This window comes from Streptomyces sp. NPDC005799 (assembly GCF_040630525.1).
GTDB classification, from domain to species: Bacteria; Actinomycetota; Actinomycetes; order Streptomycetales; family Streptomycetaceae; genus Streptomyces; species Streptomyces griseorubiginosus_B.
In genome coordinates this window covers 14716-38931 of record NZ_JBEXXQ010000066.1, presented here as the reverse complement: position 1 = coordinate 38931, position 24216 = coordinate 14716, and the positions used below count along the sequence as shown (strand labels likewise).

19 protein-coding genes are annotated in these 24216 nt (G+C 71.8%); 4 read left to right on the top strand and 15 right to left on the bottom strand.

Going from position 1 to position 24216, the window contains the following annotated elements; genetic code table 11:
- Window positions 1-91: 91 nt before the first annotated feature.
- Window positions 92-967, top strand: coding sequence for a shikimate dehydrogenase (locus tag ABZ453_RS42890; RefSeq protein WP_359024166.1), 876 nt, complete (start codon window positions 92-94; stop codon window positions 965-967).
- A 16-nt stretch (window positions 968-983) separates the two neighbouring features.
- Window positions 984-2780, top strand: coding sequence for a TIM barrel protein (locus ABZ453_RS42885; RefSeq protein WP_359024164.1), 1797 nt, complete (start codon window positions 984-986; stop codon window positions 2778-2780).
- Here ABZ453_RS42885 and ABZ453_RS42880 read toward each other — a convergent pair.
- From ABZ453_RS42880 to tkt, 8 genes are all read right to left on the bottom strand, one after another.
- Window positions 2767-4230: a membrane-associated oxidoreductase gene (locus ABZ453_RS42880; RefSeq protein ID WP_359024162.1), complete on the bottom strand. Its 1464-nt coding sequence runs from the start codon at window positions 4228-4230 to the stop codon at window positions 2767-2769. The genes ABZ453_RS42885 and ABZ453_RS42880 overlap by 14 nt on opposite strands.
- A gap of 114 nt (window positions 4231-4344) precedes the next feature.
- Window positions 4345-4938: a histidine phosphatase family protein gene (locus tag ABZ453_RS42875; RefSeq protein ID WP_359024160.1), complete on the bottom strand. Its 594-nt coding sequence runs from the start codon at window positions 4936-4938 to the stop codon at window positions 4345-4347.
- A gap of 7 nt (window positions 4939-4945) precedes the next feature.
- Window positions 4946-5824 carry a phosphogluconate dehydrogenase (NAD(+)-dependent, decarboxylating) gene (gene gnd / locus ABZ453_RS42870; RefSeq protein WP_359024158.1) on the bottom strand — a complete coding sequence of 293 codons (879 nt, stop codon included), beginning with the start codon at window positions 5822-5824 and terminating at the stop codon, window positions 4946-4948.
- A gap of 1 nt (window position 5825) precedes the next feature.
- On the bottom strand, window positions 5826-7478 hold the full coding sequence (gene pgi / locus ABZ453_RS42865) for a glucose-6-phosphate isomerase (RefSeq protein WP_359024156.1): 1653 nt from the start codon (window positions 7476-7478) through the stop codon (window positions 5826-5828).
- A 1-nt stretch (window position 7479) separates the two neighbouring features.
- Window positions 7480-8406, bottom strand: coding sequence for a glucose-6-phosphate dehydrogenase assembly protein OpcA (gene opcA, locus ABZ453_RS42860; RefSeq protein WP_133041968.1), 927 nt, complete (start codon window positions 8404-8406; stop codon window positions 7480-7482).
- Window positions 8403-9947 carry a glucose-6-phosphate dehydrogenase gene (gene zwf, locus ABZ453_RS42855; RefSeq protein ID WP_359024154.1) on the bottom strand — a complete coding sequence of 515 codons (1545 nt, stop codon included), beginning with the start codon at window positions 9945-9947 and terminating at the stop codon, window positions 8403-8405. The genes opcA and zwf overlap by 4 nt, the downstream gene beginning before the upstream one ends.
- On the bottom strand, window positions 9944-11128 hold the full coding sequence (tal, locus tag ABZ453_RS42850; RefSeq protein ID WP_359024200.1) for a transaldolase: 1185 nt from the start codon (window positions 11126-11128) through the stop codon (window positions 9944-9946). The genes zwf and tal overlap by 4 nt, the downstream gene beginning before the upstream one ends.
- A 22-nt stretch (window positions 11129-11150) precedes the next feature.
- Entirely contained in the window at window positions 11151-13244 is a 2094-nt protein-coding gene (gene tkt / locus ABZ453_RS42845; RefSeq protein WP_359024152.1) for a transketolase, read from the bottom strand.
- Between the two features lie 146 nt (window positions 13245-13390).
- On the opposite strand from tkt, the gene ABZ453_RS42840 reads away from it, so the two are divergent.
- Entirely contained in the window at window positions 13391-14296 is a 906-nt protein-coding gene (locus ABZ453_RS42840) for an AraC family transcriptional regulator (RefSeq protein WP_359024151.1), read from the top strand.
- 53 nt (window positions 14297-14349) lie between these two features.
- Here the strand turns inward: ABZ453_RS42840 and ABZ453_RS42835 are convergent, their stop codons facing one another.
- From ABZ453_RS42835 to ABZ453_RS42825, 3 genes are all read right to left on the bottom strand, one after another.
- Window positions 14350-15738: a glycoside hydrolase family 16 protein gene (locus tag ABZ453_RS42835; protein ID WP_359024149.1), complete on the bottom strand. Its 1389-nt coding sequence runs from the start codon at window positions 15736-15738 to the stop codon at window positions 14350-14352.
- Between the two features lie 156 nt (window positions 15739-15894).
- Window positions 15895-17133 (bottom strand): Ig-like domain-containing protein, encoded by a 1239-nt coding sequence (locus ABZ453_RS42830; protein WP_359024147.1) that lies wholly within the window; start codon window positions 17131-17133, stop codon window positions 15895-15897.
- 146 nt (window positions 17134-17279) lie between these two features.
- Window positions 17280-19379, bottom strand: a complete 2100-nt coding sequence (locus ABZ453_RS42825) for an MMPL family transporter (protein WP_359024198.1) — start codon at window positions 19377-19379, stop codon at window positions 17280-17282.
- A gap of 205 nt (window positions 19380-19584) precedes the next feature.
- Between ABZ453_RS42825 and ABZ453_RS42820 the strand changes: the two genes are divergently transcribed.
- Window positions 19585-20094: a VOC family protein gene (locus tag ABZ453_RS42820; RefSeq protein ID WP_359024145.1), complete on the top strand. Its 510-nt coding sequence runs from the start codon at window positions 19585-19587 to the stop codon at window positions 20092-20094.
- Here the strand turns inward: ABZ453_RS42820 and ABZ453_RS42815 are convergent.
- The 4 genes from ABZ453_RS42815 to ABZ453_RS42800 form a co-directional block, all read right to left on the bottom strand.
- The gene (locus tag ABZ453_RS42815; RefSeq protein WP_359024143.1) at window positions 20091-20759 is read right to left on the bottom strand and encodes a response regulator transcription factor; all 669 of its coding nucleotides are present in this window, start codon (window positions 20757-20759) and stop codon (window positions 20091-20093) included. The genes ABZ453_RS42820 and ABZ453_RS42815 overlap by 4 nt on opposite strands.
- Complete coding sequence (locus ABZ453_RS42810) at window positions 20756-21940, bottom strand: histidine kinase (protein ID WP_359024141.1); 1185 nt, start codon at window positions 21938-21940, stop codon at window positions 20756-20758. Before ABZ453_RS42810 ends, ABZ453_RS42815 begins: the two co-directional genes overlap by 4 nt.
- A gap of 88 nt (window positions 21941-22028) precedes the next feature.
- Window positions 22029-22784, bottom strand: a complete 756-nt coding sequence (locus ABZ453_RS42805; RefSeq protein WP_359024140.1) for an IclR family transcriptional regulator — start codon at window positions 22782-22784, stop codon at window positions 22029-22031.
- The gene (locus ABZ453_RS42800) at window positions 22781-24151 is read right to left on the bottom strand and encodes a prolyl oligopeptidase family serine peptidase (RefSeq protein WP_359024138.1); all 1371 of its coding nucleotides are present in this window, start codon (window positions 24149-24151) and stop codon (window positions 22781-22783) included. Before ABZ453_RS42800 ends, ABZ453_RS42805 begins: the two co-directional genes overlap by 4 nt.
- Window positions 24152-24216 lie beyond the last annotated feature (65 nt).

Here is a 24216-nt window from a genome sequence, read left to right as displayed (position 1 = left end):
GCGGACGGTGCCGGGACCTTCCCTGGGCGCCGGACGGCTGATATAGCTAACGTACTGGTTCGTACATTAACCATCGGTTCAGGAGGTCCGTGTGGCCAAGGACTCGTTTCTCGTCGGACTGATCGGCGCCGGCATAGGGCCCTCGCTCAGCCCGGCGCTGCACGAGCGGGAGGCGGACCGTCAGGGCCTGCGCTATCTGTACCGGCTCATCGACATCGACCGGCTGGGCCTGCCCGCGCGGTCCGTGGGCGACCTGGTGCGCGCCGCCCGCGACCTCGGCTTCGACGGGCTGAACATCACCCACCCCTGCAAGCAGCTGGTCATCGGGCACCTGGACGCCCTCGCCCCGCAGGCCGAGGCGCTGGGCGCGGTCAACACCGTCGTCTTCGAGGACGGACGGGCGACCGGGCACAACACCGACGTCACCGGGTTCGCCGCGTCCTTCGCCCGCGGGCTGCCCGACGTGCCCCTGGAGCGGGTCGTGCAGCTGGGCGCGGGCGGCGCGGGCGCGGCCGTCGCGCACGCCACGCTCACCCTCGGCGCCGGTCGGGTCACCGTCGTCGACGCGCTCGCCGAGCGGGCGGTGGATCTGGCGGCGGGGCTGAACCGGCGCTTCGGCGCGGGACGGGCCGCCGCCGCCACGCCGGACCGGCTCGCCGACCTGCTCCCCGGTGCGGACGGCATCGTCCACGCCACCCCGACCGGGATGGCCGCGCACCCGGGTCTGCCCTTCGCCGCGGAGCTCCTGCGTCCCGGGCTGTGGGTCGCCGAGGTGGTCTACCGGCCGCTGGAGACCGGGCTGCTGCGCAGGGCCCGTGCCGCCGGGTGCGCCACGTTGGACGGGGGCGGGATGGCCGTCTTCCAGGCAGCGGACGCGTTCCGCCTGTTCACCGGCCGGGAACCCGACGCGGCCCGGATGCTCTCGGACATCGGGGAACTGGCGGGCGCCGTCACCGCCCCCAAGTGAAGTGAGGTAGTCGAAGGTGCGTACGTCCATCGCCACCGTCTCTCTCAGCGGATCCCTCACGGAGAAGCTCACCGCCGCCTCCCGGGCCGGCTTCGACGGGGTCGAGATCTTCGAGGACGACCTGCTCGCCAGCCCCCTCGCCCCCGAGGAGATCCGGGCCCGCTGCGCCGACCTGGGACTCGGCATCGACCTCTACCAGCCCCTGCGGGACATCGAGGCCGTGCCCGAGGAGGAGTTCACGCGGAATCTGTGCCGGGCCCGGCACAAGTTCGAGCTGATGCGGCGCCTCGGCGCCGACACGGTGCTCGTCTGTTCCAGCGTCTCCCCGTCGGCCGTCGACGACGACGCCCTGGCCGCCGAGCAGCTGGCCCGACTCGCCGATCTCGCAGAGGAGTTCGGCATCCGCGTCGCCTACGAGGCGCTGGCCTGGGGGCGGCACGTCAGCACGTACGACCATGCCTGGCACGTCGTCGCGACGGCGGGCCACCCCGCGCTCGGCACCTGTCTCGACAGCTTCCACATCCTCTCGCGCGGCAGTGACCCCAAGGGCATCGAGGACATCCCCGGCGAGAAGATCTTCTTCCTCCAGCTCGCGGACGCCCCGCTGCTCGCCATGGACGTGCTGCAGTGGAGCCGCCACCACCGCTGTTTCCCCGGCCAGGGCGGCTTCGACGTCGCCGGGCTGGTACGGCACGTGCTGCGCACCGGATACGCCGGGCCCCTCTCCCTCGAGGTCTTCAACGACGTCTTCCGACAGGCGGAGGCCGGCCCGACCGCCGTGGACGCGCACCGCTCCCTCCTGGTCCTGCAGGAGACGGTGGGCCTGGCCCAGTTGCCCGCCCCGGTCGTCCCCACCGGCGTCGCCTTCGCCGAGCTGGTCACCCCCGACGCCGAGCCGGTCGCCGAGGTGCTGGGCGCCCTCGGCTTCGCCCGCACGGCACGGCACCGGGGCAAGCCGGTCGACCTGTGGCAGCAGGGCGAGGCCCGCGTCCTGGTCAACACCGGGCCCGCCGCCCGCCGCGAAGGCACCACGCTCGCCGCGATCGGCCTGGAGTCACCGGACCCGGCCGGTGCGGCCCGTCGCGCCGAGGCGCTGCTGGCACCGGTGCTGCCCCGCCGGCGGGCGGCCGAGGACGCCCCGCTGGAGGCCGTGGCGGCGCCCGACGGCACGGAACTCTTCTTCTGCGCGACGGACCATCCCGAACTCCCCAACTGGCGCGCCGACTTCGAGGACGTCCCCGGCGCCGGACCCGACACGGCCGTGACCCGCGTCGACCATCTCGCCCTCGTGCAGCCCTGGCACCACTTCGACGAGGCCGCCCTCTTCCACCGCAGCGTGCTCGGCCTGTCCGCGCAGGAGAGCGTGGACGTCGCCGACCCGTACGGCCTGCTGCGCAGCCGCGCCGTCACCGCCGCCGACGGAAGCGTCCGTATCGCCCTGTCCGTCGGCCCCGCACCCGCCGACGACACCGTCCACGCCCAGCACATCGCCCTCGCCACCGACGACGTGGTTGCGGCCGCGCGCCGGTTCCGCGCGGCCGGTGGCGCGCTGCTGCCGATACCGGCGAACCACTACGACGACCTCGCCGCCCGATTCGACTTCGCCGACGGCGAGTTGGCGACCTACCGGGAACTCGGCATCCTCTACGACCGTGACGCGCACGGCGAGTTCCGGCACTGCTACACCAGGACCGTCGGCCGCGTCTTCTTCGAACTCCTCCAGCGGGACGGCGGGTATCGCGGGTACGGCGCCTCGAACGCCCCCGTCCGCCTCGCCGCCCAGCACGCCGCCCGCCGCCTCACTGGCGGCTGACGGTCCGGGTGACGCCGGTGACGACCGTGGTGGCCAGGATCCACCCGGTGATGATCAGGGCGTAGGCGAGGTACTGGTACCAGCCGCTCGGCGCGAAGGCGTCCTCCTGACCGAAGGAGATCACCGGCAGGAGCAGGTCGAGGGTGTAGAACACGGGATTGAAGTGCGGGGCCTCCGACGCCTTCAGCGGGCGCGGGTGGTGCAGGGCGTACGCGAGCGAGCCGACGGCCAGCAGCGACAGCAGCCAGACGGCGGCGCGCAGCGGGTGGAAGCCGTAGCCGACGGTGGCGTCCTGGACGTAGCCCCAGACGCGGCCGTACCAGGCGCGGGTCGAGCGCAGACGGCGCTGCTTGGCGAGAAGGACGAGCCGGGCGGCGTGGTCGTCGCCGACCCGGCGGTAGGCGGCCGACAACTGCTCGTAGGCGTAGGGGACGTAGCCGTCGCTGTCGCGCTCGAGCATGGGCAGGCGGCGCTCGGCGGGCACGTGCGGGGTGAGGGCCGTGTAGGTCAGCTCGCTGACGTACACCTCGCCGGGCAGCATCGCCGGTTCGAGGGTGAGGAGTTCGATGTGGGACCGGCGCAGGTTCAGCGCGCCGTCGACACGGTCACCGCCACGCAGCCAGAGTTCGCCGATCACGCTGCTGCTGGCCCGCAGGGCCGTCCCGCCCGGCCCGGAGAGGCGGGCGTGCAGCAGATCGAGGCAGCCGGGGATGCGGGAGCCCCGGAAGTCCACCCGCCCGCGCGCGGTGAGGCACGCCGCCCGGACGTCGCTGCCCACCGTGAGGTTCTGTGCGTCGAGGGCGGTGCCCGAGGGGTGGTCGAACTCGGTGTCGCGGAAGTTCACCGCGCCGGACACGGATGCTCCGGTGAGCCGGACCTGACCGTGTGCCCGCAGACCCGGTGCCCACAGGTCGTCCCCGATCGTCACCTGGTTCAGCTGCAGCACCGGCTCCTCGGCGCCGGCCGCCTCGAACGCGCCCCGGTCGACGAACAGCGCCCCCGCTATGTGCGCACCGCCCAGCCGTACCGGCCCCAGGAACCGGCAGTCCGTGAGCCGTAGCACCCCCTCGACCCGGACCGTCGCCGCGGACAGCCCGGGCAGCACCGAGTCGCTCAGGTTGAGCTGGCGCAGTCGCGCGCCGTACAGCTGCGGGACCTCCTCGAAGTGGCAGTGGCTCAGCCGGACCGCGTGGTCGGTCGTGCCGTACCGCAGGTCGAGGACACCGGTGATCCGGGCGCCGTCCACCTTCAGCGCGGCTATCTCACCGGGCTCCTCGGGCCCGTTGAGCAGCAGGGCCCGCAACACGGCCGCGCGCAGGGTCCGTTCGGGCCCCCACCGCCCGCCCTCGGCCGGGTCCTCGTCGTTCCCCGTACCGAAGTCGACCGCTTCCCCCGTGGCGAACGCCCGCCACACCCGCCGCTCGGCCGACGTCAGTTCGTTGATCTCCACAGGGTGGGACTCTAACGCCCTCACACGACAGTGGCCCGGGCCACGACACCAACGCGTCTGCTCATCTGCGGTGTTGAGCGAGCGCGGAGGTGTGCGTGGTCCGGGCCGGGCGGGTTACGGCCGGGTGTTCCACTCGGCGACGACCGGGCGGCCGTGCTCGGTCGACAGGCGGCTGACCGTGCCCGTGGAGAGTTGGAACAGCCGTCCCTCGGCGGGCGGCAGGCCCAGTCGGCGGGCGGTCAGGACGCGCAGGAAGTGGGCGTGCGCGATGAGGATCACGTCACCCGAGCGGTTGGCGAGGGCGGCGTCCACCCGGGCCAGCACCCGGTCGGCGCGGTCGCCCACCTCGGCCGGGGACTCGCCCGGGTGGCCGTCGGGGCCGGGCGGGACACCGTGCAGCCACAGGTCCCAGTGCGGGCGGGTGCGGTGGATCTCGACGGTGGTGATGCCCTCGTAGGCGCCGTAGTCCCACTCGTGCAGGTCGGGGTCGACCTCGTGCGAGGGGATGCCCGCGAGTTCGGCGGTGCGTATCGCGCGGCCGAGCGGGCTGGTCAGGGCGAGTGCGTAGGTCCGCTGCGAGAGGAGTGGAGCGAGGGACTTGGCCTGCTCCTCACCGTGCTGGGTGAGGGGCAGGTCGGTGTAGCTGGTGTGCTGTCCCGACACGCTCCACTCCGTCTCGCCGTGGCGGACCAGGAGAAGGTCCCCCACGGCCGGACTACTCCTTCGACTCGACGGCGTGGCCGCCGAACTGGTTGCGCAGCGCCGCGACCATCTTCATCTGCGGGGAGTCGTCCTGGCGGGAGGCGAACCGCGCGAACAGGGAGGCCGTGATCGTCGGCAGCGGAACGGCGTTGTCGATGGCCGCCTCGACCGTCCAGCGACCCTCGCCGGAGTCCTGCGCGAAGCCCTTGAGCTTGTCGAGGTGCTCGTCCTTGTCGAGGGCGTTGACCGCCAGGTCCAGCAGCCAGGAACGGATCACCGTGCCGTCCTGCCAGGACCGGAAGACCTCGCGGACGCTGTCGACCGAGTCGACCTTCTCCAGCAGCTCCCAGCCCTCGGCGTAGGCCTGCATCATGGCGTACTCGATGCCGTTGTGGACCATCTTCGAGAAGTGCCCGGCGCCGACCTTGCCCGCGTGGACATAGCCGTACGGGCCCTCCGGCTTGAGCGCCTCGAAGATCGGGTGGAGCCGCTCGACGTGCTCCTTGTCGCCGCCGACCATCAGCGCGTAGCCGTTCTGCAGGCCCCACACACCGCCGGAGACACCCGCGTCGACGAAGCCGATGCCCTTGGCGCCCAGCTCCTCGGCGTGCTTCTCGTCGTCCGTCCAGCGGGAGTTGCCGCCGTCGACGACCGTGTCGCCGGGGGAGAGGAGGGTGCCGAGTTCGTCGACGACGGACTGCGTGGCGGCGCCGGCCGGGACCATCACCCAGACCACGCGCGGCGCTTCCAGCTTGTCGACCAGTTCGGCGAGGCTCGTCGCGTCGGAGAGGTCGGGGTTGCGGTCGTAGCCGATGACGGTGTGGCCGGCGCGGCGGATCCGCTCGCGCATGTTGCCGCCCATCTTGCCGAGACCGATGAGTCCGATCTGCATGTCAGTTGCCTTCCTTCAGGTCGCGGTAGGCGGCCACGAGTGCGGTGGTGGAGGGGTCGAGGCCGGGGACGTCCGCGCCCTCGGTCAGGGCGGGTTCGACACGCTTGGCGAGCACCTTGCCGAGCTCGACGCCCCACTGGTCGAAGGAGTCGATGTTCCAGATCGCGCCCTGGACGAACACCTTGTGCTCGTAGAGAGCGATCAGCTGGCCGAGGACCGACGGGGTCAGCTCGCGGGCCAGGATGGTCGTGGTGGGGCGGTTGCCCGGGAAGGTGCGGTGCGCGACCTGCTCCTCGGGCACACCCTCCGCGCGCACCTCGTCGGCGGTCTTGCCGAAGGCGAGCGCCTGGCCCTGCGCGAACAGGTTGGCCATCAACAGGTCGTGCTGCGCCTTGAGTTCGTCGCTCAGTTCGTCCACCGGGCGGGCGAAGCCGATCAGGTCCGCCGGGATCAGCTTGGTGCCCTGGTGGATCAACTGGTAGTAGGCGTGCTGCCCGTTGGTGCCGGGCGTGCCCCACACCACCGGTCCGGTCTGCCACTCCACCGGACGCCCGTCACGCTGCACCGACTTGCCGTTGGACTCCATGTCCAGCTGCTGCAGATACGCCGTGAACTTGGAGAGGTAGTGCGAGTACGGCAGCACGGCGTGCGACTGGGCGTCGTGGAAGTTGCCGTACCAGATGCCCAACAGGCCGAGGATCAGCGGGGCGTTGGCCTCGGCCGGGGCGCTTCGGAAGTGCTCGTCGACGATCCGGAAGCCGTCCAGCATCTCGCGGAAGCGGTCCGGGCCGATGGCGATCATCAGGGAGAGGCCGATCGCCGAGTCGTAGGAGTAGCGGCCACCGACCCAGTCCCAGAACTCGAACATGTTGTCCGGGTCGATGCCGAACTCGGTGACCTTCCCGGCGTTCGTCGACAGGGCGACGAAGTGCTTCGCGACCGCCTTGTCGTCGCCCAGACCGTCCGGGCCCTCCAGCAGCCAGGAACGGGCCGAGGTGGCGTTGGTGATGGTCTCGATCGTGGTGAACGTCTTGGAGGCGACGATGAACAGCGTCTCCGCCGGGTCCAGGTCGCGCACCGCCTCGTGCAGGTCGGCGCCGTCCACGTTGGACACGAAGCGGAAGGTCAACTCCCGCTGCGTGAAGGCCCGCAGGGCCTCGTACGCCATCGCGGGGCCGAGGTCCGAGCCGCCGATGCCGATGTTGACGACGTTGCGGATCCGCTTGCCGGTGTGGCCGGTCCACTCGCCCGAGCGGACCCGCTCGGCGAAGCCGCTCATCTTGTCCAGCACCGCGTGCACCTTCGGCACGACGTTCTCGCCGTCGACCTCGACCACCGCGTCGCGCGGGGCGCGCAGGGCGGTGTGCAGCACGGCGCGGTTCTCCGTCGTGTTGATCTTCTCGCCGCGGAACATGGCGTCGCGCAGCCCGAACACGTCGGTGGCGGTGGCCAGGTCCCGGAGCAGGGCCAGGGTCTCGTCGGTGATCAGGTGCTTGGAGTAGTCGATGCGCAGATCACCCACGCGTACGACGTACCGCTCCGCGCGCCCGGGGTCGGTGTCGAACAGCTCCCGCAGCCGGGGTTCGCCCTGGGCGCGGTGGTCCTCCAGGGCGGTCCACTCGGGACGCCGGTTGAGACTTGGGGTGTCGGACATGTCAGACGGTCTCCTTCGCGCTCTCGCCGCGCAGGGCGATCGCGTACATCTCGTCGGCGTCGAGGCGGCGCAGCTCCTCGGCGATGAGCTCGGAGGTGGTGCGGACCTTCAGGGCGAGGGTGCGGGAGGGCTGGCCCGGCAGGGACAGCGTGGCCAGCGGGCCCTCGGGGCGGTCGATGACGATCTCGCCGTCGGTGGTGCCCAGGCGCACGGCGGTGACGACCGGGCCGGCCGTGACGACCCGGTCGATCCGCACGTTCAGCCGCGCCTCCAGCCAGCGCGCCAGCAGCTCGGCGGCGGGGTTCTCGGCCTCGGCCTCCACCGCGCCCGAGATGATCTGCGCCCGCGCCTGGTCCAGGGCGGCGGCCAGCATCGAGCGCCAGGGCGTCAGCCGGGTCCAGGCGAGGTCGGTGTCGCCGGGCGCGTAGGAGCGGACCCGGGTCTCCAGCGCCTCGAGGGGGTTCTCCACCGCGTACAGGTCGGTGATCCTGCGCTGTGCCAGCGCGCCCAGCGGGTCCTTCGAGGGCACCTCGGGCGCGTCCACCGGCCACCACACCACGACGGGCGCGTCCGGCAGCAGCAGCGGCAGCACGACCGAGTCGGCGTGGTCGGACACCTCGCCGTAGGTGCGCAGCACGACCGTCTCACCGGTGCCGGCGTCGGAGCCCACGCGCACCTCGGCGTCGAGCTTGGAGGCGACGCGGTCGCGCGGGGTGCGGGCCTGCCGCCTGATGACGACCAGGGTGCGCGAGGGGTGCTCGTGCGAGGCCTCCTCGGCCGCCTTGATCGCGTCGTAGGCGTTCTCCTCGTCCGTGACGATCACCATCGTCAGGACCATGCCCACGGCAGGCGTACCGATGGCGCGGCGACCCTGCACCAGCGCCTTGTTGATCTTGCTTGCCGTGGTGTCGGTCAGGTCGATCTTCATGGCCTGCGCCAGCTCCGTCCGTCTCGTGCGAGCATCTCGTCGGCTTCCTCGGGTCCCCAGGTACCCGAGGCGTACTGCGCGGGCTTGCCGTTCTTCGCCCAGTACTCCTCGATCGGGTCGAGGATCTTCCAGGACTCTTCCACTTCCTGGTGGCGGGGGAAAAGGTTGGCGTCGCCGAGCAGTACGTCCAGGATGAGCCGCTCGTACGCCTCCGGGCTGGACTCGGTGAAGGACTCGCCGTAGGCGAAGTCCATCGACACGTCCCGGATCTCCATCGAGGTGCCCGGGACCTTGGAGCCGAACCGGACCGTCATGCCCTCGTCGGGCTGGACGCGGATGACGATCGCGTTCTCGCCGAGCTCCTCGGTGGCGGTGGAGTCGAAGGGCGAGTGCGGGGCGCGCTGGAAGACGACCGCGATCTCGGTGACCCGGCGGCCCAGCCGCTTGCCGGTGCGCAGATAGAACGGCACACCCGCCCAGCGGCGGTTGTCGAGTCCCAGCTTGACGGCCGCGTAGGTGTCGGTCGTGGAGGACGCGTCGATGCCGTCCTCCTCCAGGTAGCCGCGGACCTTCTCGCCGCCCTGCCAGCCCGCCGCGTACTGTCCGCGCACGGTGTGGGCGCCGAGGTTGTCCGGCAGCTTCACGGCCTTGAGGACCTTCAGCTTCTCGGTGAGCAGCGACTCGGCGTCGAAGGCGGCCGGCTCCTCCATGGCGGTCAGCGCCATCAGCTGCAGCAGGTGGTTCTGGATGACGTCACGGGCGGCGCCGATGCCGTCGTAGTAGCCGGCGCGGCCGCCGATGCCGATGTCCTCGGCCATCGTGATCTGGACGTGGTCGACGAAGGACCGGTTCCAGATCGGCTCGTACATCTCGTTGGCGAAACGGAGCGCCAGGATGTTCTGGACGGTCTCCTTGCCGAGGTAGTGGTCGATGCGGAAGACCTGGTCCGGCTCGAAGACCTCGTGCAGGACCGCGTTCAGCGCACGGGCGCTCGCGAGGTCGCGGCCGAACGGCTTCTCGATGACCGCGCGCCGCCAGGCGCCCTCGGGCGCGTTCGCCAGGCCGTGCTTCTTCAGCTGCTGGACGACCTTCGGGAAGAACTTCGGCGGCACGGAGAGGTAGAAGGCGAAGTTGCCCCCGGTGCCGCGGGAGGCGTCCAGCTCCTCGACGGCCGACTTCAGCTGCTTGAAGGCGGTGTCGTCGTCGAAGTCGCCGGGGATGAACCGCATGCCCTCGGCGAGCTGCTGCCAGACCTCCTCACGGAACTCGGTGCGCGCGTGCTCGCGGACGGAGTCGTGCACGATCTGCGCGAAGTCCTCGTCCTCCCAGTCCCGGCGGGCGAACCCGACGAGCGAGAAGCCCGGCGGCAGCAGACCGCGGTTGGCCAGGTCGTAGACGGCCGGCATCAGTTTCTTGCGGGAGAGGTCACCGGTGACGCCGAAGATGACCAGGCCGGAGGGGCCGGCGATACGGGGGAGGCGTCGGTCGCGCGGGTCGCGCAGCGGGTTCTCCCACTCGACGGTGGCAGGGATCTCGGTCATTCCGCGTCCACTCCCTTGCTGTCCGGGGACTTGCTGTCCAGGGACTTGGCGACGGCCTCCAGCAGGTCCTGCCAGGCCGTCTCGAACTTGGCGACACCCTCGTCCTCGAGCTGCTGCACGACCTCCTCGTACGAGATCCCGAGGGCCTCCACGGCGGCCAGGTCGGCGCGCGCCTGCGCGTAGCCGCCGGTCACCGTGTCACCGGTGATCCCGCCGTGGTCGGCGGTGGCGTCGAGGGTGGCCTCCGGCATCGTGTTCACGGTGCCCGGGGCGACCAGCTCGTCCACGTACAGGGTGTCCTTGTACGCGGGGTCCTTCACGCCGGTCGAGGCCCACAGCGGGCGCTGCCGGTTGGCGCCGGCGCCGGCGAGAGCGGTCCAGCGGTCCGACGACCGGGACGGGTCGCCGGCGGAGCCGAACACCTCTTCATAAGCCTGGTACGCCAGCCGCGCGTTCGCCAGCGCGGCCCGGCCCTTGAGGGTGGTCGCCTCGGGGGAGCTCAGGCCGGTCAGCCGCTTGTCGATCTCGGAGTCCACGCGGGAGACGAAGAAGGAGGCGACCGAGTGGATGGCCGTGAGGTCGAGGCCCCTGGCCCGCGCCTTCTCCAGGCCGGCGAGGTAGGCGTCCATGACCTCGCGGTAGCGCTCCAGGGAGAAGACCAGCGTGACGTTGACGCTGATGCCGAGGCCGATGACCTCGGTGATCGCCGGGAGGCCGGCCCGGGTCGCCGGGATCTTGATCATGACGTTGGGCCGGTCGACGAGCCAGGAGAGCTGCTTGGCCTCGGCGACGGTGGCCCTGGTGTCGTGGGCCAGACGCGGGTCGACCTCGATGGAGACCCGGCCGTCCCGGCCGCCGGTCGCGTCGTGGACGGGCCGCAGGACGTCGGCGGCGGCGCGGACGTCGGCGGTGGTCATCATCCGTACGGCCTCTTCGACCGTCACGCCGCGCACGGCCAGGTCGGCGAGCTGCTCCTCGTAGCCCTCGCCGGAGCCGATGGCGGCCTGGAAGATGGACGGGTTGGTGGTGACGCCGACGACGTGCTTGTCGCGGACGAGTTCGGCGAGGTTGCCGGTCTCGATGCGCCCGCGCGAGAGGTCGTCCAGCCAGATGGAGACGCCTTCGTCGGTGAGGCGCTCGAGTGCTCCCGCGGTGGCGGTTGCTTCGGTCATGGTACTGATCATCTTCTTTCTGGCGATCGGATCAACCGCGGGCGGCGGAGAGGCCCGTCGTTGAATTGAACACAGCCTTGGCCGTTGCGGCGACGTTCTCGGGGGTGAAGCCGAACTCGGCGAACAGGGTCTTCGCGTCGGCGGAGGCGCCGAAGTGCTCCAGGGAGACGATGCGTCCCGCGTCACCGGTGAAGCGGTACCACGTCAGGCCGATGCCCGCCTCGACCGCGACGCGGGCCTTCACCGACGGCGGAAGCACGCTCTCGCGGTACTCGCGCGGCTGCTCCTCGAACCACTCCACCGACGGCATCGACACCACGCGGGTACCGATCCCCTCGGCCTCCAGCTGCTCCCGCGCGGCGACGGCGAGCTGCACCTCGGAGCCGGTGGCGATGAGGACGACGTCCGGGGTCCCCTTCGAGGACTCCTTCAGGACGTAACCGCCCTTCGCCGCATCCGGGTTGGGGGCGTACGTCGGTACGCCCTGACGGGTGAGCGCGAGTCCGTGCGGGGCCGGGTTCGTGGCGTGCCGCCTCAGGATCTCGGCCCAGGCGACGGCGGTCTCGTTGGCGTCGGCCGGGCGGACCACGTTCAGACCGGGGATGGCGCGCAGCGCGGCCAGGTGCTCGACCGGCTGGTGCGTCGGGCCGTCCTCGCCGAGACCGATGGAGTCGTGCGTCCAGATGTAGGTCACCGGGAGCTGCATCAGCGCCGACATCCGCACCGCGTTGCGCATGTAGTCGGAGAACACCAGGAAGGTGCCGCCGTAGACGCGGGTGTTGCCGTGCAGGGCGATCCCGTTCATCTCCGCGGCCATGGAGAACTCGCGGATGCCGAAGTGGACGGTACGGCCGTACGGGTCGGCCCCGGGCAGCGGGTTGCCCTTCGGCAGGAAGGAGCTGGTCTTGTCGATGGTGGTGTTGTTCGAGCCGGCCAGGTCGGCGGAGCCGCCCCACAGCTCGGGCAGCACGGCACCCAGCGACTGCAGCACCTTGCCGGAGGCGGCGCGGGTGGCGACCGACTTGCCCTCCTCGAAGACCGGCAGGGCCTCCTCCCAGCCATCGGGCAGCCGGCCGGCCACGACCCGGTCGAACAGCTCGGCGCGCTGCGGGTCGGCGCCGCGCCACTTGTCGAGCTGCTTGTCCCAGGCCGCGTGCGCCTCGGCGCCGCGGTCCAGGGCCTCGCGGGTGTGGGCGAGGACGTCGGCGTCGACCTGGAAGGACTGCTCGGGGTCGAAGCCGAGGACGCGCTTGGTGGCGGCGACCTCGTCGGCGCCGAGCGCGGAGCCGTGGGCGGCCTCGGTGTTGCGTGCGTTCGGCGCGGGCCAGGCGATGATCGTGCGCATCGCGACGATGGAGGGCCGGCCGGTCTCGGCCTGGGCGGCCCTCAGCGCCGCGTAGAGGGCCGGTACGTCGATGTCGCCGTCCTCGGCGGGCTCGACGCGGTGGGTGTGCCAGCCGTAGGCCTCGTACCGCTTCAGGACGTCCTCGGAGAAGGCGGTCGCGGTGTCGCCCTCGATGGAGATGTGGTTGTCGTCGTAGAGGAAGACCAGGTTGCCGAGCTTCTGGTGCCCGGCGAGGGAGGAGGCCTCGGCGGAGACGCCCTCCTCCAGGTCGCCGTCGGAGACGATCGCCCAGATGGTGTGGTCGAAGGGGGAGGCGCCCTCGGGGGCATCCGGGTCGAACAGACCGCGCTCGTAGCGGGCGGCCATCGCCATGCCGACGGCGTTGGCGGCGCCCTGGCCGAGCGGACCGGTGGTGGTCTCCACGCCCGCCGTGTGGCCGTACTCGGGGTGACCGGGCGTCTTGGACCCGTGGGTCCTGAAGGCCTTCAGGTCATCGAGCTCGAGCTCGTACCCGGCCAGGAACAGCTGGGTGTAGAGGGTCAGCGAGGTGTGGCCGGGGGAGAGGACGAAACGGTCCCGGCCGGTCCACTCGGGGTCCGCGGGATCGTGGCGCATCACCTTCTGAAAGATCGTATACGCGGCCGGTGCGAGCGCCATCGCGGTGCCCGGGTGGCCGTTACCGACCTTCTGCACGGCGTCGGCGGCCAGCAGTCGCGCGGTGTCGACGGCGCGTCGGTCGAGTTCGGTCCATTCGAAGCTGTCCGGTGTCTGCGTGCTCATCTTCAAGAAGTCCTCGATCGCAGCGGTCTTTCTGGCCTGACGCGTTCAACCTTAAAAATCTGACTTTTACGGTGGTAGGTCCTCGTGTGCCAGCCTGTGGTGAAAGTGGGACACCGAGAGCACCAGCCGGGCGGCGTGAGAGGGACATGGCGGACAGAACCATCCAAGGCGGCGACGGTGACGGGGGCGTGGACGTGATCAGAACGTTCCCCTTCCCGGTCGAGCTGAGTGTGTGCGGGGTCGGCATGCAGGTCGGCCCCATGGGAGCCGGCCGCACCTGGCACGCGGACGCCCCGCTGCACCGCGTCCACCGCATCGACTTCCATGTCGTGATGCTCTTCGACGACGGCCCCGTCCGCCACATGATCGACTTCGCCGAGTACGAGGCGAGGGCGGGGGACGTGCTGTGGATCCGTCCGGGCCAGGTCCACCGTTTCCCGAAGGTCAGCGAGTACCGCGGAACCGTGCTGACCATGCAGCCGGGCTTCCTGCCCCGTGCCACGGTGGAGGCAACGGGCCTCTACCGCTACGACCTCCCACCCCTGCTCCGCCCGGACGACGCACAACGGGCCGCCCTGCGCTCGGCCCTGACGCAGTTGCGATACGAGTACGAGGACACCACGACACTTCCGCTGAGTCTTCACACGGCGGTCCTGCGTCACTCCCTGACGGCGTTCCTCCTCCGTCTCGCCCATCTGGCGGCGAGTTCGGCCCAGGCGGCCCGCGGTCAGTCGGACACCACCTTCACCCTCTTCCGGGACGCCGTGGAGAAGCACTTCGCCACCAACCACAGCGTCAGCGCCTACGCCGACTCCCTCGGCTACTCCCGCCGCACCCTCGTCCGCGCGGTCCGCGCCGCCACCGGCGAGACCCCCAAGGGCTTCATCGACAAGCGGGTCGTCCTGGAGGCCAAGCGACTCCTGGCCCACACCGACCTCCCGATCGGCCGCGTCGGCGCGGCCGTCGGCTTCCCGGACGCGGCGAACTTCTCCAAGTTCTTCCAGCAGCACACGGACATGACACCGGCGGCGTTCCGGGCCGAGATGCACTGAGAAGGGGCCCCCCCCACCCGGCGTGGGGCCCCTCTTCTGGGCGAACCGCGGTGTCAGTGACCGAAGTCGAACCAGTTCACGTTCACGAAGTCCGCCGGCTGGCCGCTGGAGAAGGTCAGATAGACGTCGTGGGTGCCGGTGACCGCACTGATGTTGGCCGGGATCGTCGTCCAGGACTGCCAGCCGCCGGTGTTGGCGACGGCGAAGCTGCCGACGGGTGTGCTGGTGGCGCTGTCGAGGCGTACCTGGACCAGACCGCTCACCCCGCTCGCCGCGCCGCTCGCCACCCGGGCGTAGAACTGCCTGGCCGCGGTGGAGCCGAAGTTGACGCCCTTGTAGAGGGCCCAGTCGCCGTTGGCGATGTAGCCGACGTCCTGTCCGCCGCCGGTGTCCGAGGTGGTCTCGGTGCTGACGCCGGACTGGCTGTCGTACGACTCCGCCTGGATGGCGCTGTAGGCGTCACGGTTGCCGGACGGCGGAGGCGTGGTGGTACCGCTCCCACTGGACGACAGCACCTGGACGTAGTCCACCAGCATCGGGTGTCCGGACTCGGTGGCGCCGGTCGGTCCGCCGCCGAACGCGGCCGGGAAGGCGCCGCCCATCGCCACGTTCAGAATGACGAAGAAGCCGTGGTTGGTGGCGTTGGCCCAGGTCGTGGCATCCACCTGACCGGCCGTCACCGTCTGGTAGTTGACCCCGTCGACGGAGAAGCGGATCGCCTCGGGGCTGGCCGAGCGGTCCCACTCCATGGTGTAGGTGTGGAAGCCCGACTGGCAGGTCGTGTTGGGGCAGGCCGTCGAATTGCCCAGGCCCGTCGTCTCGTTGCAGGGGCCGCCCGAGGCCGTGCCGCAGTGCATGGTGGCCCAGGTCTTGTTGATGCCGTTGACGTTCTCCATGATGTCGAGCTCGCCGACGCTGGGCCAGTTCTGGTAGTTGCCGCGGTAGGGCGCGCCCAGCATCCAGAACGCCGGCCAGTAGCCGGCCGCCGCGTTCCCCGTGACGTCGGGCATCTGGATCCGTGCCTCGACGCGCAGCTTGCCGCCCGCCGGGGGCTGGAAGTCGGTGCGGTTGGTCTCGATACGGCCCGAGGTCCAGTTGCCGGCCGCGTCCCGGATCGGGGTGATCCTGAGGTTGCCGCTGCCGTCGAGGGCGACGTTGCTGGTGCTGCTGGTCATCGTCTCGACCTCGGAGGTGCCCCAGTTGGCGGGGCCGCCCGGATAGGAGGTTCCGGTGTCGTACTGCCAGTTGGAGGTGGAGACGCCGGTGCCGGCCGAGCCGTTGAAGTCGTCGAGGAAGACCTGGGTCCAGCCCGACGGGGGTGTGGGGGCGGAGGCGTCGGCTGACTGGGTGGCGGCCGTGGCGAGCGCGGCCGCCAGGCCGAGCGTGCTGAGGACGGCGACGAGCGCGCGTCGCCGTCTCGGTGTGCCGGAGCTTGCACTCATGGGGGTGCCTCTCGGGTACGGGGATGGCTGCGGGGTGCCGATTGAGAGCGCTCTCAAAGTGGCCCCAATGTGCTCCCGCCCACACCGGTCGTCAAGACTTAAAACAAGGAAAGTCCTTCCGGCGCGGGTGAGTTCACCCCATGAATGCCGTTTGTGCTAGACGGCGCTTCCGGCCTTCCACCCCTCCCACGACAGGTTCCAGCCGTTGAGCCCGTTGGCCGGATCCACCGTCCGCTCGCCGGAGTTCCTGACGATGACGACATCCCCGAGCATCGAGCTCCTGTAGAACTTGTAGCCGTCCACGGAGGGGTCGTTCGCGCCCTTCGCGTCGTGCAGACCGACGCAGCCGTGACTGGTGTTCTCGTGGCCGAAGACCGAGGTGGACGCCCAGTAGTTGCCGTGCACGAAGGTGCCGGAAGTGGTCAGGCGCTGGGCGTGCGGCACGTCCGGGATGTCGTACTCGTCGCCGAGTCCGACCGTGGAGGACTCCATCCGGGTCTGCTGGAACCGCTCGCTGATCACCATGATCCCGGACCAGGTGGTGTGCTGGGCATTGCCGCCGGAGACCGGATAGGTGGCGACGGTCTCCCCGTCCCGTTCGACCACCATCTCCTTGCTCGCCAGGTCGACGGTGCTGATCTGGGCGCGGCCGATGTGGAAGGTGACGTCCTTGTGCTGGACGCCGTAGACGCCCTCGGCGCCCTGGACGTCCTTCAGCCGCAGGCTGAGGGTGATCTTCGTGCCGGGCGCCCAGTACGTCTCGGGCCGGAAGTCCAGCCGGGTGTCGCCGAACCAGTGGCCGACCACCTCGACGGCGGGCTCGGCGGTGACGGTGATGGCCTTCTGCACGGCCGCCCTGTCCTTCACGGCGTGCGTGAAGTTGATCGACACGGGCATGCCGACGCCGGAGGTCGAGTCCGCCTCGGGCGTGAAGTAGCCGACGAAGGTCTCACCGGGCGACTTGGTGGTGAAGGTCGTGGTCCGCGCCGAGCCGCCCTTCGGGGTGGCGGTCACCGTGTACTTCGTGCCCGAGTAAGGGTTTCTCGCCGACGTCCACCTGGTCCTGGCCGCGTTGAACGAACCGGCCAGTGTCGAGCCGTCGTTGCCGGTGACCTTGACCGACGCGAGCGTGCCGTCGGTCACGGTGACCTCGACCGGGTTCGCGAAACCGGCCTTCCTGGTGCCGTCGGCGGGGGTGACCGAGACCGCCGGCCTCCTCGCCGCCGCCTTCGCGGACGCGGCTGGCGTGGCCGTGTCCTCGGAGGCGCCCGCCGAACCGCTGCACCCGCTCAGTACGGCGGCGGCCGGTACGACGCCGAGCGCGCCGAGCACACCGCGCCGGGACCACCTCCCCGACCGCTGCGGGGACCGGTTCGATATGTGCGAGACGCCCACGGCAGGCCTTTCCGGGATTTCCACCTTGTCCGGACGGATCCTGCGCCGCGCGTATGTGCTGATCCTTTGAAAGTCCGGGCCGCTTCCTGAGATTCCGGTGAGGACTCCCCGGGGGCCCGGCCGTTGCGGTCCACTGCCCTTCCGGTTCAGCGGCTCGCCGGCTCGGCCGGCTCTCGTGCCTCCTCGCTCACCCCGAACCGCTCGTGCACCCGCCGCAGCGGCCTCGGCGCCCACCACGCCCGCCGCCCCAGCAGCGCCATCGTCGCCGGGACAAGCAGCATCCGTACGACCGTCGCGTCGATCAGCACCGCGAGGGTCAGGCCCAGGCCGATCTGCAGGATCGGAGAGAAGCCGCCGGTCATGAAGGCGCCGAAGACGACGGCCAGCAGCAGCGCGGCGCAGGTCACCACGCGCCCGGAGCGGCGCAGACCGGTCACCACGGCCTCCTGGTCGTCCCCGGTCAGCCGGCGCGACTCGCGCATCCGGGCCAGGATGAACAGCTCGTAGTCCATGGCCAGTCCGAAGGCGATGGCCACGATCAGCGGTGGCGCGGTCAGGCTCAGGGCGCCCAGGCCCTCGGCGCCCAGCGCGCCGGCCAGATGACCGTCCTGGAAGACCCACACCACCACACCGAGCGCGGCGCCCAGGCTGAGCAGCGTGGTCAGGATCGTGCGCAGCGGGATCAGCACCGAACCCGTGAAGGCGAACAGCAGCGCGAAGATGCCGACGAGCACGGTCAGGGCCGCCCAGGGCGCCCGGTCGGCGAGCATCGCGCGGAAGTCGACGAGCCGGGCGGCTGCCCCGGTGACCTGCACGGGCTCCGAGCCGCGCAGCTCCCGCACCCGCCGCACCAGACCGGTCGCCGCCGCGCCGTCGACCCGGCCGGAGGGCTGCAGCTGCACGACCCTCGCCCCGCCCGGCAGCGCACGGACCTCGGCGGTCGGGGAGAGAGCGCGGATCCGGTCGGCGGTCGCCGCGTCGGTGCCGGGCCTCAGGACGACCGTGACCGGCGAGACGCCCGTGCCGGGCGGGAAGTGTGCACCGACGGTGTCGTACAACTGCCGCGCCTCGGTGCTCGACGGGAGCTGGGTGGCGTCACCGATCTCGATCCGCATGCCGGTGGCGGGCAGGGCGAGGACCAGCAGGGCCGGTACGACGGTGGCGAGCACGGCGATCCGGCGGCGGGCGGCGAAGCGCGCGAGGCGGGCGAAGACGCGGCCCTCCTCGCCCTCCGGCCGTGTCCTCGCGGGGGCGATCCGCGCGCCGAACCGTGTCAGCAGCGCGGGCAGCAGCGTCACCGCGGCCAGCATGTCGACGACCACGACCGCCGCCACCGCGAGGCCCATGCTGCGCAGGAACACGCTCGGGAAGACCAGCAGTCCGGTGAGGCTGACGGCGACGGTGAGCCCGGAGAACAGCACGGTCCGCCCGGCCGCCGCGACCGTACGGTGCACGGCCTCGACCACGTCCTCGGTGTGCCGGCGTTCCTCCCGGAAACGGACCAGCATCAACAGGGCGTAGTCCACGGCGAGTCCGAGGCCCAGCATGGTGGTGACCTGGATCGCGTAGACCGAGATGTCGGTGACCTCGCTGAAGCCGGACAGCGCCAGGAACGCGCCCGCGATCCCGCTGACCGCGATCACGAGCGGCAGCGCGGCCGCACGCAGTCCGCCGAACACCACGAGCAGCAGGGCGAGTACGACGGGCAGGGAGATCAACTCGGCGTCGCGCACGTCCTCCTGGGCCCGTTCGCCGAGCTGCTTGCCCAGCAACGGGCCGCCGCTGACGTGCACGTCGGGCGCCTCGATCCGCTTGATGCGCGCGGCGGCCGCGTCGACGGCCTTCTCCTCGGCGTCGTCGCCGAGACCGCCCTCGAGGGTGACCGGGACGATCAGGGCGCGCCCGTCGCGCGCCGTGAGCCCGTGGGTGGTGTACGGATCCGGTACGGCGGCGACCCCGGGAACGCGACGCACGTCGGCGACGGCCCGTTCGACCCGGGTGCGCAGGCCGGCGTCCGCCACCGCGACGCCCGCCACGACCCCGGTGACCGACTCACCGGTCGGATCGGTCCGGTCGAGGTACTGGGCCGCGTGCTCGGACTCGGTGCCGGGGACGTCGGGCACGTTGTCGGAGAGCCGCCCGAAGACGCCCGTCCCGAGCCCGAAGCCGAGCAACAGCAAGAGCAGCCAGAGCAGGATCACGGTGAGCGGACGGCGGGTGGCCGTCCGGGCGAGGACGGAGAGCACGGTCCCTCCCTGCGGAGTGTCGGTGGACATGCCCTCAGGCTCATGCGGGCGGGTGTGTCCACGGATCGCCGGAGCGAGCGGTTTCGAGTCCTCGGCCGCACGGGGGAGAGGGGGGTGCGGCTCACTCTCCAGGGGGAGGCGGGAATCGTTCCGGTCGCGGCGGAGGTTGACCGACTCACCACATCCGGCCGTCGAGGAGCGCCCCGTGCCCGAGGAATCCCCCGTCCGCGAACTCCGTCTCGTCGTCACGGCGTCCGACTACGACGAGGCGCTGCGCTTCTACCGGGACGTCCTCGGCATGCCCGAGCGTGCCGCCTTCTCGTCCCCCGACGGCCGGGTCACCCTCCTCGAGGCGGGCCGGGCCACCCTGGAGCTGACCGATCCCGGGCACGCCGCCTTCATCGACGAGGTGGAGGTGGGGCGGCGCGTGGCCGGGCCGATCCGGGTCGCCTTCCAGGTGGACGACTCCACCGCCGTCACGGCCCGGCTCGCCGCCGCCGGAGCCGACGTCCTCGCCGAGCCGACCCGCACGCCCTGGAACTCCCTGAACTCGCGGCTCGAGGCCCCTGGCGCGCTCCAGCTGACCCTCTTCGAGGAGCTCGGCCAGGGCCTCTTGCGAAAGTCCCGCCGTCCGCCCGGAGGGCGGGCCCTGCGGCGTCATGGGGGAGCGTGCCGGGCGTCGCGGGGCAGGCGGGACTTTCGCCACCGGCCCTAGGGAGCCCCGGGCGCCACCAGCCCCGTCTCGTACGCGCAGATCACCGCCTGCACCCGGTCCCGCAGGCCGAGCTTGCCCAGGACGTTGCTGACGTGGGTCTTGACGGTGTGCTCGCTGACGAAGAAGGCCGTGGCGATCTCGGCGTTGGACAGACCGCGGGCCAGCAGCCGCAGGGTCTCCACCTCGCGGGCGGTCAGGACCTCCAGACGCTGCGGGGTGGCCGAGGCGGCGGCCTCCTCCCGGCGGCGCCGGACGACGTCCGCGACCAGGCGCCGGGTCACCGTGGGCGCGAGCAGGGAGTCGCCGGCCGCGACCACCCGCACGGCGTGCACCAGGTCGTCGCGGCGCACGTCCTTGAGGAGGAAGCCGCTGGCGCCCGCGTACAGCGCCTCGTACACGTACTCGTCGAGGTCGAACGTCGTCAGCATGACGACCTTGCACGCGGACCGCGCGCACACCCGCCGGGCCGCCTCCAGGCCGTCCATCTCCGGCATGCGGATGTCGAGGAGCAGCACGTCCGGCGCGTGCCGGTGCACCGCCGTGACCGCCTCTGCGCCGTCCCCGGCCTCCGCGACCACCTCGATGTCCTGCTGGGCTTCGAGGATCATGCTGAACCCGCTGCGCACGAGTTCCTGGTCGTCGGCGACGACCACGCGGATGCTCACCCCAGCGCCGCCTGCCGGTCCGCCGCGACGGGCAGCCGTACGGCGACCCGGAAGCCGCCGTGCGGTCCCCGTCCGGTGTCCGCGCTGCCTCCGCAGGCGGCGGCCCGCTCCCGGATGCCGATGAGCCCGTGTCCGCCGCCCGGCCCGGCCGGGCCCCGTCCGTCGTCGGTCACCGTCAGGGTCAACGCGTCCTCCGTCCAGTCCAGTTCGACCGTCGCCGAGGCAGCGTACGCATGCTTCACCGTGTTCGTCAGTGCCTCCTGCGTCACCCGGTAGGCGGCGACCTCCGCGTCCGGCGGCAGCGGCCGCGGCTCGCCCGTCGTGCGCAACTCCACGCGCAGTCCGGTGGATTCACCGACCCGACGCACCAGCCCGGGCAGGGCCGCCGTCCCCGGCTGGGGTGAAGTGCCGTCGCGGGGTTCCTCCTTGAGCACGCCGAGGATCCGCCGCAGCTGCGCCATCGCGTCCCGGCCGGCCGTCGCGATCGCGTCGAAGGAGGCCTCCGCGCGCTGCGGATCGCTGCGCACCACGACCGGTCCCGCCTCCGCCTGCACCACCATCAGGCTCACCGCGTGGGCGAGGACGTCGTGCATGTCCCGGGCGATCCTGGCCCGTTCCTGGGCGATGGCCCGTGCGGTGTCAGCGGCCCGCTCACCCTCCAGACGCCGGGCCCGGTCCTCGACCGCGTCGGTGTACGCGCGCTGCACCCGGGCGAGTGTGCCGAGCCCGTACGCGCACAGGATCGTCAGCAGATGGAAGGCGTACTCGAAGGGCCGGGCGTTCTCCTTGTGCTGCATGGTCAGCGTCGCGCCGAGCAGCCAGCCCGCCAGCATCAGGCGGCGCTGCCAGGCGGGCGAGCGGGCGGCCAGCGTGTACAGCACGACGAGGCCGCCCCACACCACGTCCGGTGGCGGCGCGTGGTAGACGGCCATCGCGGGCGTGGCCGCGGAGATCACCCACGCGGTGGCGAAGGGCGCGCGCCGCCGCCACACCAGCGGCACCGCGGTCGCGGCGCCGAGCAGCCAGCCCTGCCAGCTGAGGCGGTCGTCGCCCTCGTCGGGAAACAGCCACTGCAGGGACACGGCGAACAGCACGAGCGCGGCGAGGGCGGTGTCGACGACGTACGGATTCGCGGCACGCACCCGCGCGGCGATCCGCGGGATCCAGGAGGACGGGGACATGAGCGGCTCCTCGGACAAGGGCCGTTCCAGTATCCCGACGAGCGGCGGCGCGCGCCTCGCCGGTGAGAGGGATATGAGCCTTGCAGCCCTACGGCTCCTTCGGCGGCCGCCAGCCCAGGGCTCGGGAGATTCCTCGTGCCGCGAGTCGTACCGCCGGTATGAGGACCGGGATCTGGGCGTCGGTCTGCGGTACCACCACCGACACCGCGGCCGTCACCGTGCCGCCCGGTCCGCGTACCGGTGCGGCCACCGACAGGGCGTCGTCGGTGACCTGCCGGCTGCTCACCGCGACCCCCGTGCGCCGTACCTCGGCCAGCACCCGGCGCAGCCGCGCCGGGTCGGTGATGGTGTACGGCGTGAAGGCCGCGAGCGGGCCCGCGCAGTACTCGTCCTGGGAGTCCGGGTCCGCATGCGCCAGCAGCGCGAGCCCGACCCCCGTGGCGTGCAGCGGCCAGCGCGCGCCGACCCGGATGTGCACGCCGACCGCCGACCGCCCCGACAGCCACTCGATGTAGACGACCTCGCCCCCGTCCCGCACCGCCATCTGCACGTTCTCGTGGGTGGCCTCGTACAGGTCCTCCAGGTACGGCAGCGCGATCTGCCGCAGCGCGAGTCCGCGCGGGGCGAGTGCCGCGACCTCCCAGAGCCGGAGCCCGACGTGGTAGACGCCGGACGCGTCCCGCTCCAGCGCGCCCCAGTCGGTGAGCGCGCCGACCAGGCGGTGCGCGGTGGTGAGGGTCAGCCCGGCCCGCCGGCTGATGTCCGTCAGGGACAGCGCCGGGTGCTCGTGGTCGAACGCGGCGAGCACGGACAGCAGCCGGTCGGGCGCGGAGCGGAGGGTCATGGCCGGGCGTCTCCCGGGTGCGCGAGGTCGTAGGGGCGGGGATAGGGGGCGGGGCGGTAGTCGACGTACCGTGCCGCGGACGTCGAATCCTCCCGCGCGGCGCGGGAGTTGAGGACCGCAGGTGAGGTGTCCCAGCGGCCCGTGTCGAGGCGGTGCTCCAGGGTGTGCAGGGCCCCGAGCATCTCGCCGGAGGTGAAGGCGCAGTGTCCGGGGCCGTCGACATAGGCCTGGCTGAGCAGCCGGCCGGAGCCGGCCGCGGTGGCGGCCCGCCGGTACGCACTCTCGGCCTGGACCGGGATCAGTCCGTCGCCGGTGGTGTGGATGTCCAGCTGCGGGTCGCTCAGCCGGCCGCCGAACACACTGGTGCGCCGCATCCACCGGACGGCCGCGGGGTCGGCGGAGATCCGGGGGGCGCGGTTCAGTGCCGCGAGGTCGGTACGCAAGGACACTCCCGCCTCCTTGTAGAGCTCCGTCACCTCTTTGTACAGCGGGGACCGGCCCAGCATCGCGGTGTAGTCGACGCCGGTGTTCCAGGACATGGTGCCCCCGGCCCGGCTCTCCGCCTCCTGCCGCCAGCTGAAGGCGGGCAGCTGCAGCAGACCGGAGACGGCCGTGTACTGGTTGCGCTCCTGGCCGTCCCAGTCCGTCGGGCCCGGCTGGGTCTGCGCGGGGTCGTTGTGGCCGGGGATGTCGTGCAGGGCGGCGGCGAGCGCGATGCGGGCGCGGCCGGCGGCGCTCTGCTGGGCCGCGGAGACCTTCGAGGTGAGGGCTTTGGCCGCGCCCACGGCCGCCGCCTGGTCGGCGAAGCCGGTGAGCGGGATGTCCTCGCCGGGCGCGAGCAGGGTCCGCAGGGCGAAGACGGGGTCGAGGGTGCTGTTCCAGTTGGCGACCCCGCCCTGGACCAGCCCGCACATCGACAGCGAGCCGCCGAAGCGGTCCGCGTGCCGCTCGGCGAGGGTCGTGGTGACCAGGCCGCCGTACGAGGTGCCCCAGGCGATCGTCCGCCGGGCGGTGCCGAACTCCGCGGTGAACAGGTCGAGGGTGGCGAGCTGGTCCGGTACCGCCTGGGTCACCGCCCAGCCGGTCGTGGCGTACGAGGAGCCGATGAGCGCGTAGCCCTCGGCGAGCAGCTTGCCGGCGGTGGTGGCGTCGGGGGAGTCCTGCGCCGGGTTGGGCGCACCGGCGGGGCGGTAGCCGTGGCTGTAGAGCAGCACGGTGCCGTTCCAGTGGGCGGGCACGTCCATCGAGTACGTGGCGCCCGAGGGGAGCCGGCCTTCGACATGGGCGTCCGTGGCCGCCTGGGCGGGTACGGCGGCGGCCGCGCCCAGGGTGAGGGTCAGCGCGGCGAGGCGGATGCGGGTCTTCACGTGAGGTCCCTTCCGGTGGGGCGTGCGGGACGAAACCCCGGTGAAATTAGGCACTCACTCTTCGG

What these genes read in the sequence shown, in the direction of transcription:
- ABZ453_RS42840 (WP_359024151.1), top strand. Translation starts at nt 13,391, where the DNA reads ATGGCGGACAGAACCATCCAAGGCGGCGACGGTGACGGGGGCGTGGAC.
- gnd (WP_359024158.1), bottom strand. Translation starts at nt 5,824, where the DNA reads ATGCAGATCGGACTCATCGGTCTCGGCAAGATGGGCGGCAACATGCGC.
- ABZ453_RS42835 (WP_359024149.1), bottom strand. Translation starts at nt 15,738, where the DNA reads ATGAGTGCAAGCTCCGGCACACCGAGACGGCGACGCGCGCTCGTCGCC.
- zwf (WP_359024154.1), bottom strand. Translation starts at nt 9,947, where the DNA reads ATGACCGAGATCCCTGCCACCGTCGAGTGGGAGAACCCGCTGCGCGAC.
- ABZ453_RS42805 (WP_359024140.1), bottom strand. Translation starts at nt 22,784, where the DNA reads ATGACCCTCCGCTCCGCGCCCGACCGGCTGCTGTCCGTGCTCGCCGCG.
- ABZ453_RS42810 (WP_359024141.1), bottom strand. Translation starts at nt 21,940, where the DNA reads ATGTCCCCGTCCTCCTGGATCCCGCGGATCGCCGCGCGGGTGCGTGCC.
- opcA (WP_133041968.1), bottom strand. Translation starts at nt 8,406, where the DNA reads ATGAAGATCGACCTGACCGACACCACGGCAAGCAAGATCAACAAGGCG.
- pgi (WP_359024156.1), bottom strand. Translation starts at nt 7,478, where the DNA reads ATGTCCGACACCCCAAGTCTCAACCGGCGTCCCGAGTGGACCGCCCTG.
- tkt (WP_359024152.1), bottom strand. Translation starts at nt 13,244, where the DNA reads ATGAGCACGCAGACACCGGACAGCTTCGAATGGACCGAACTCGACCGA.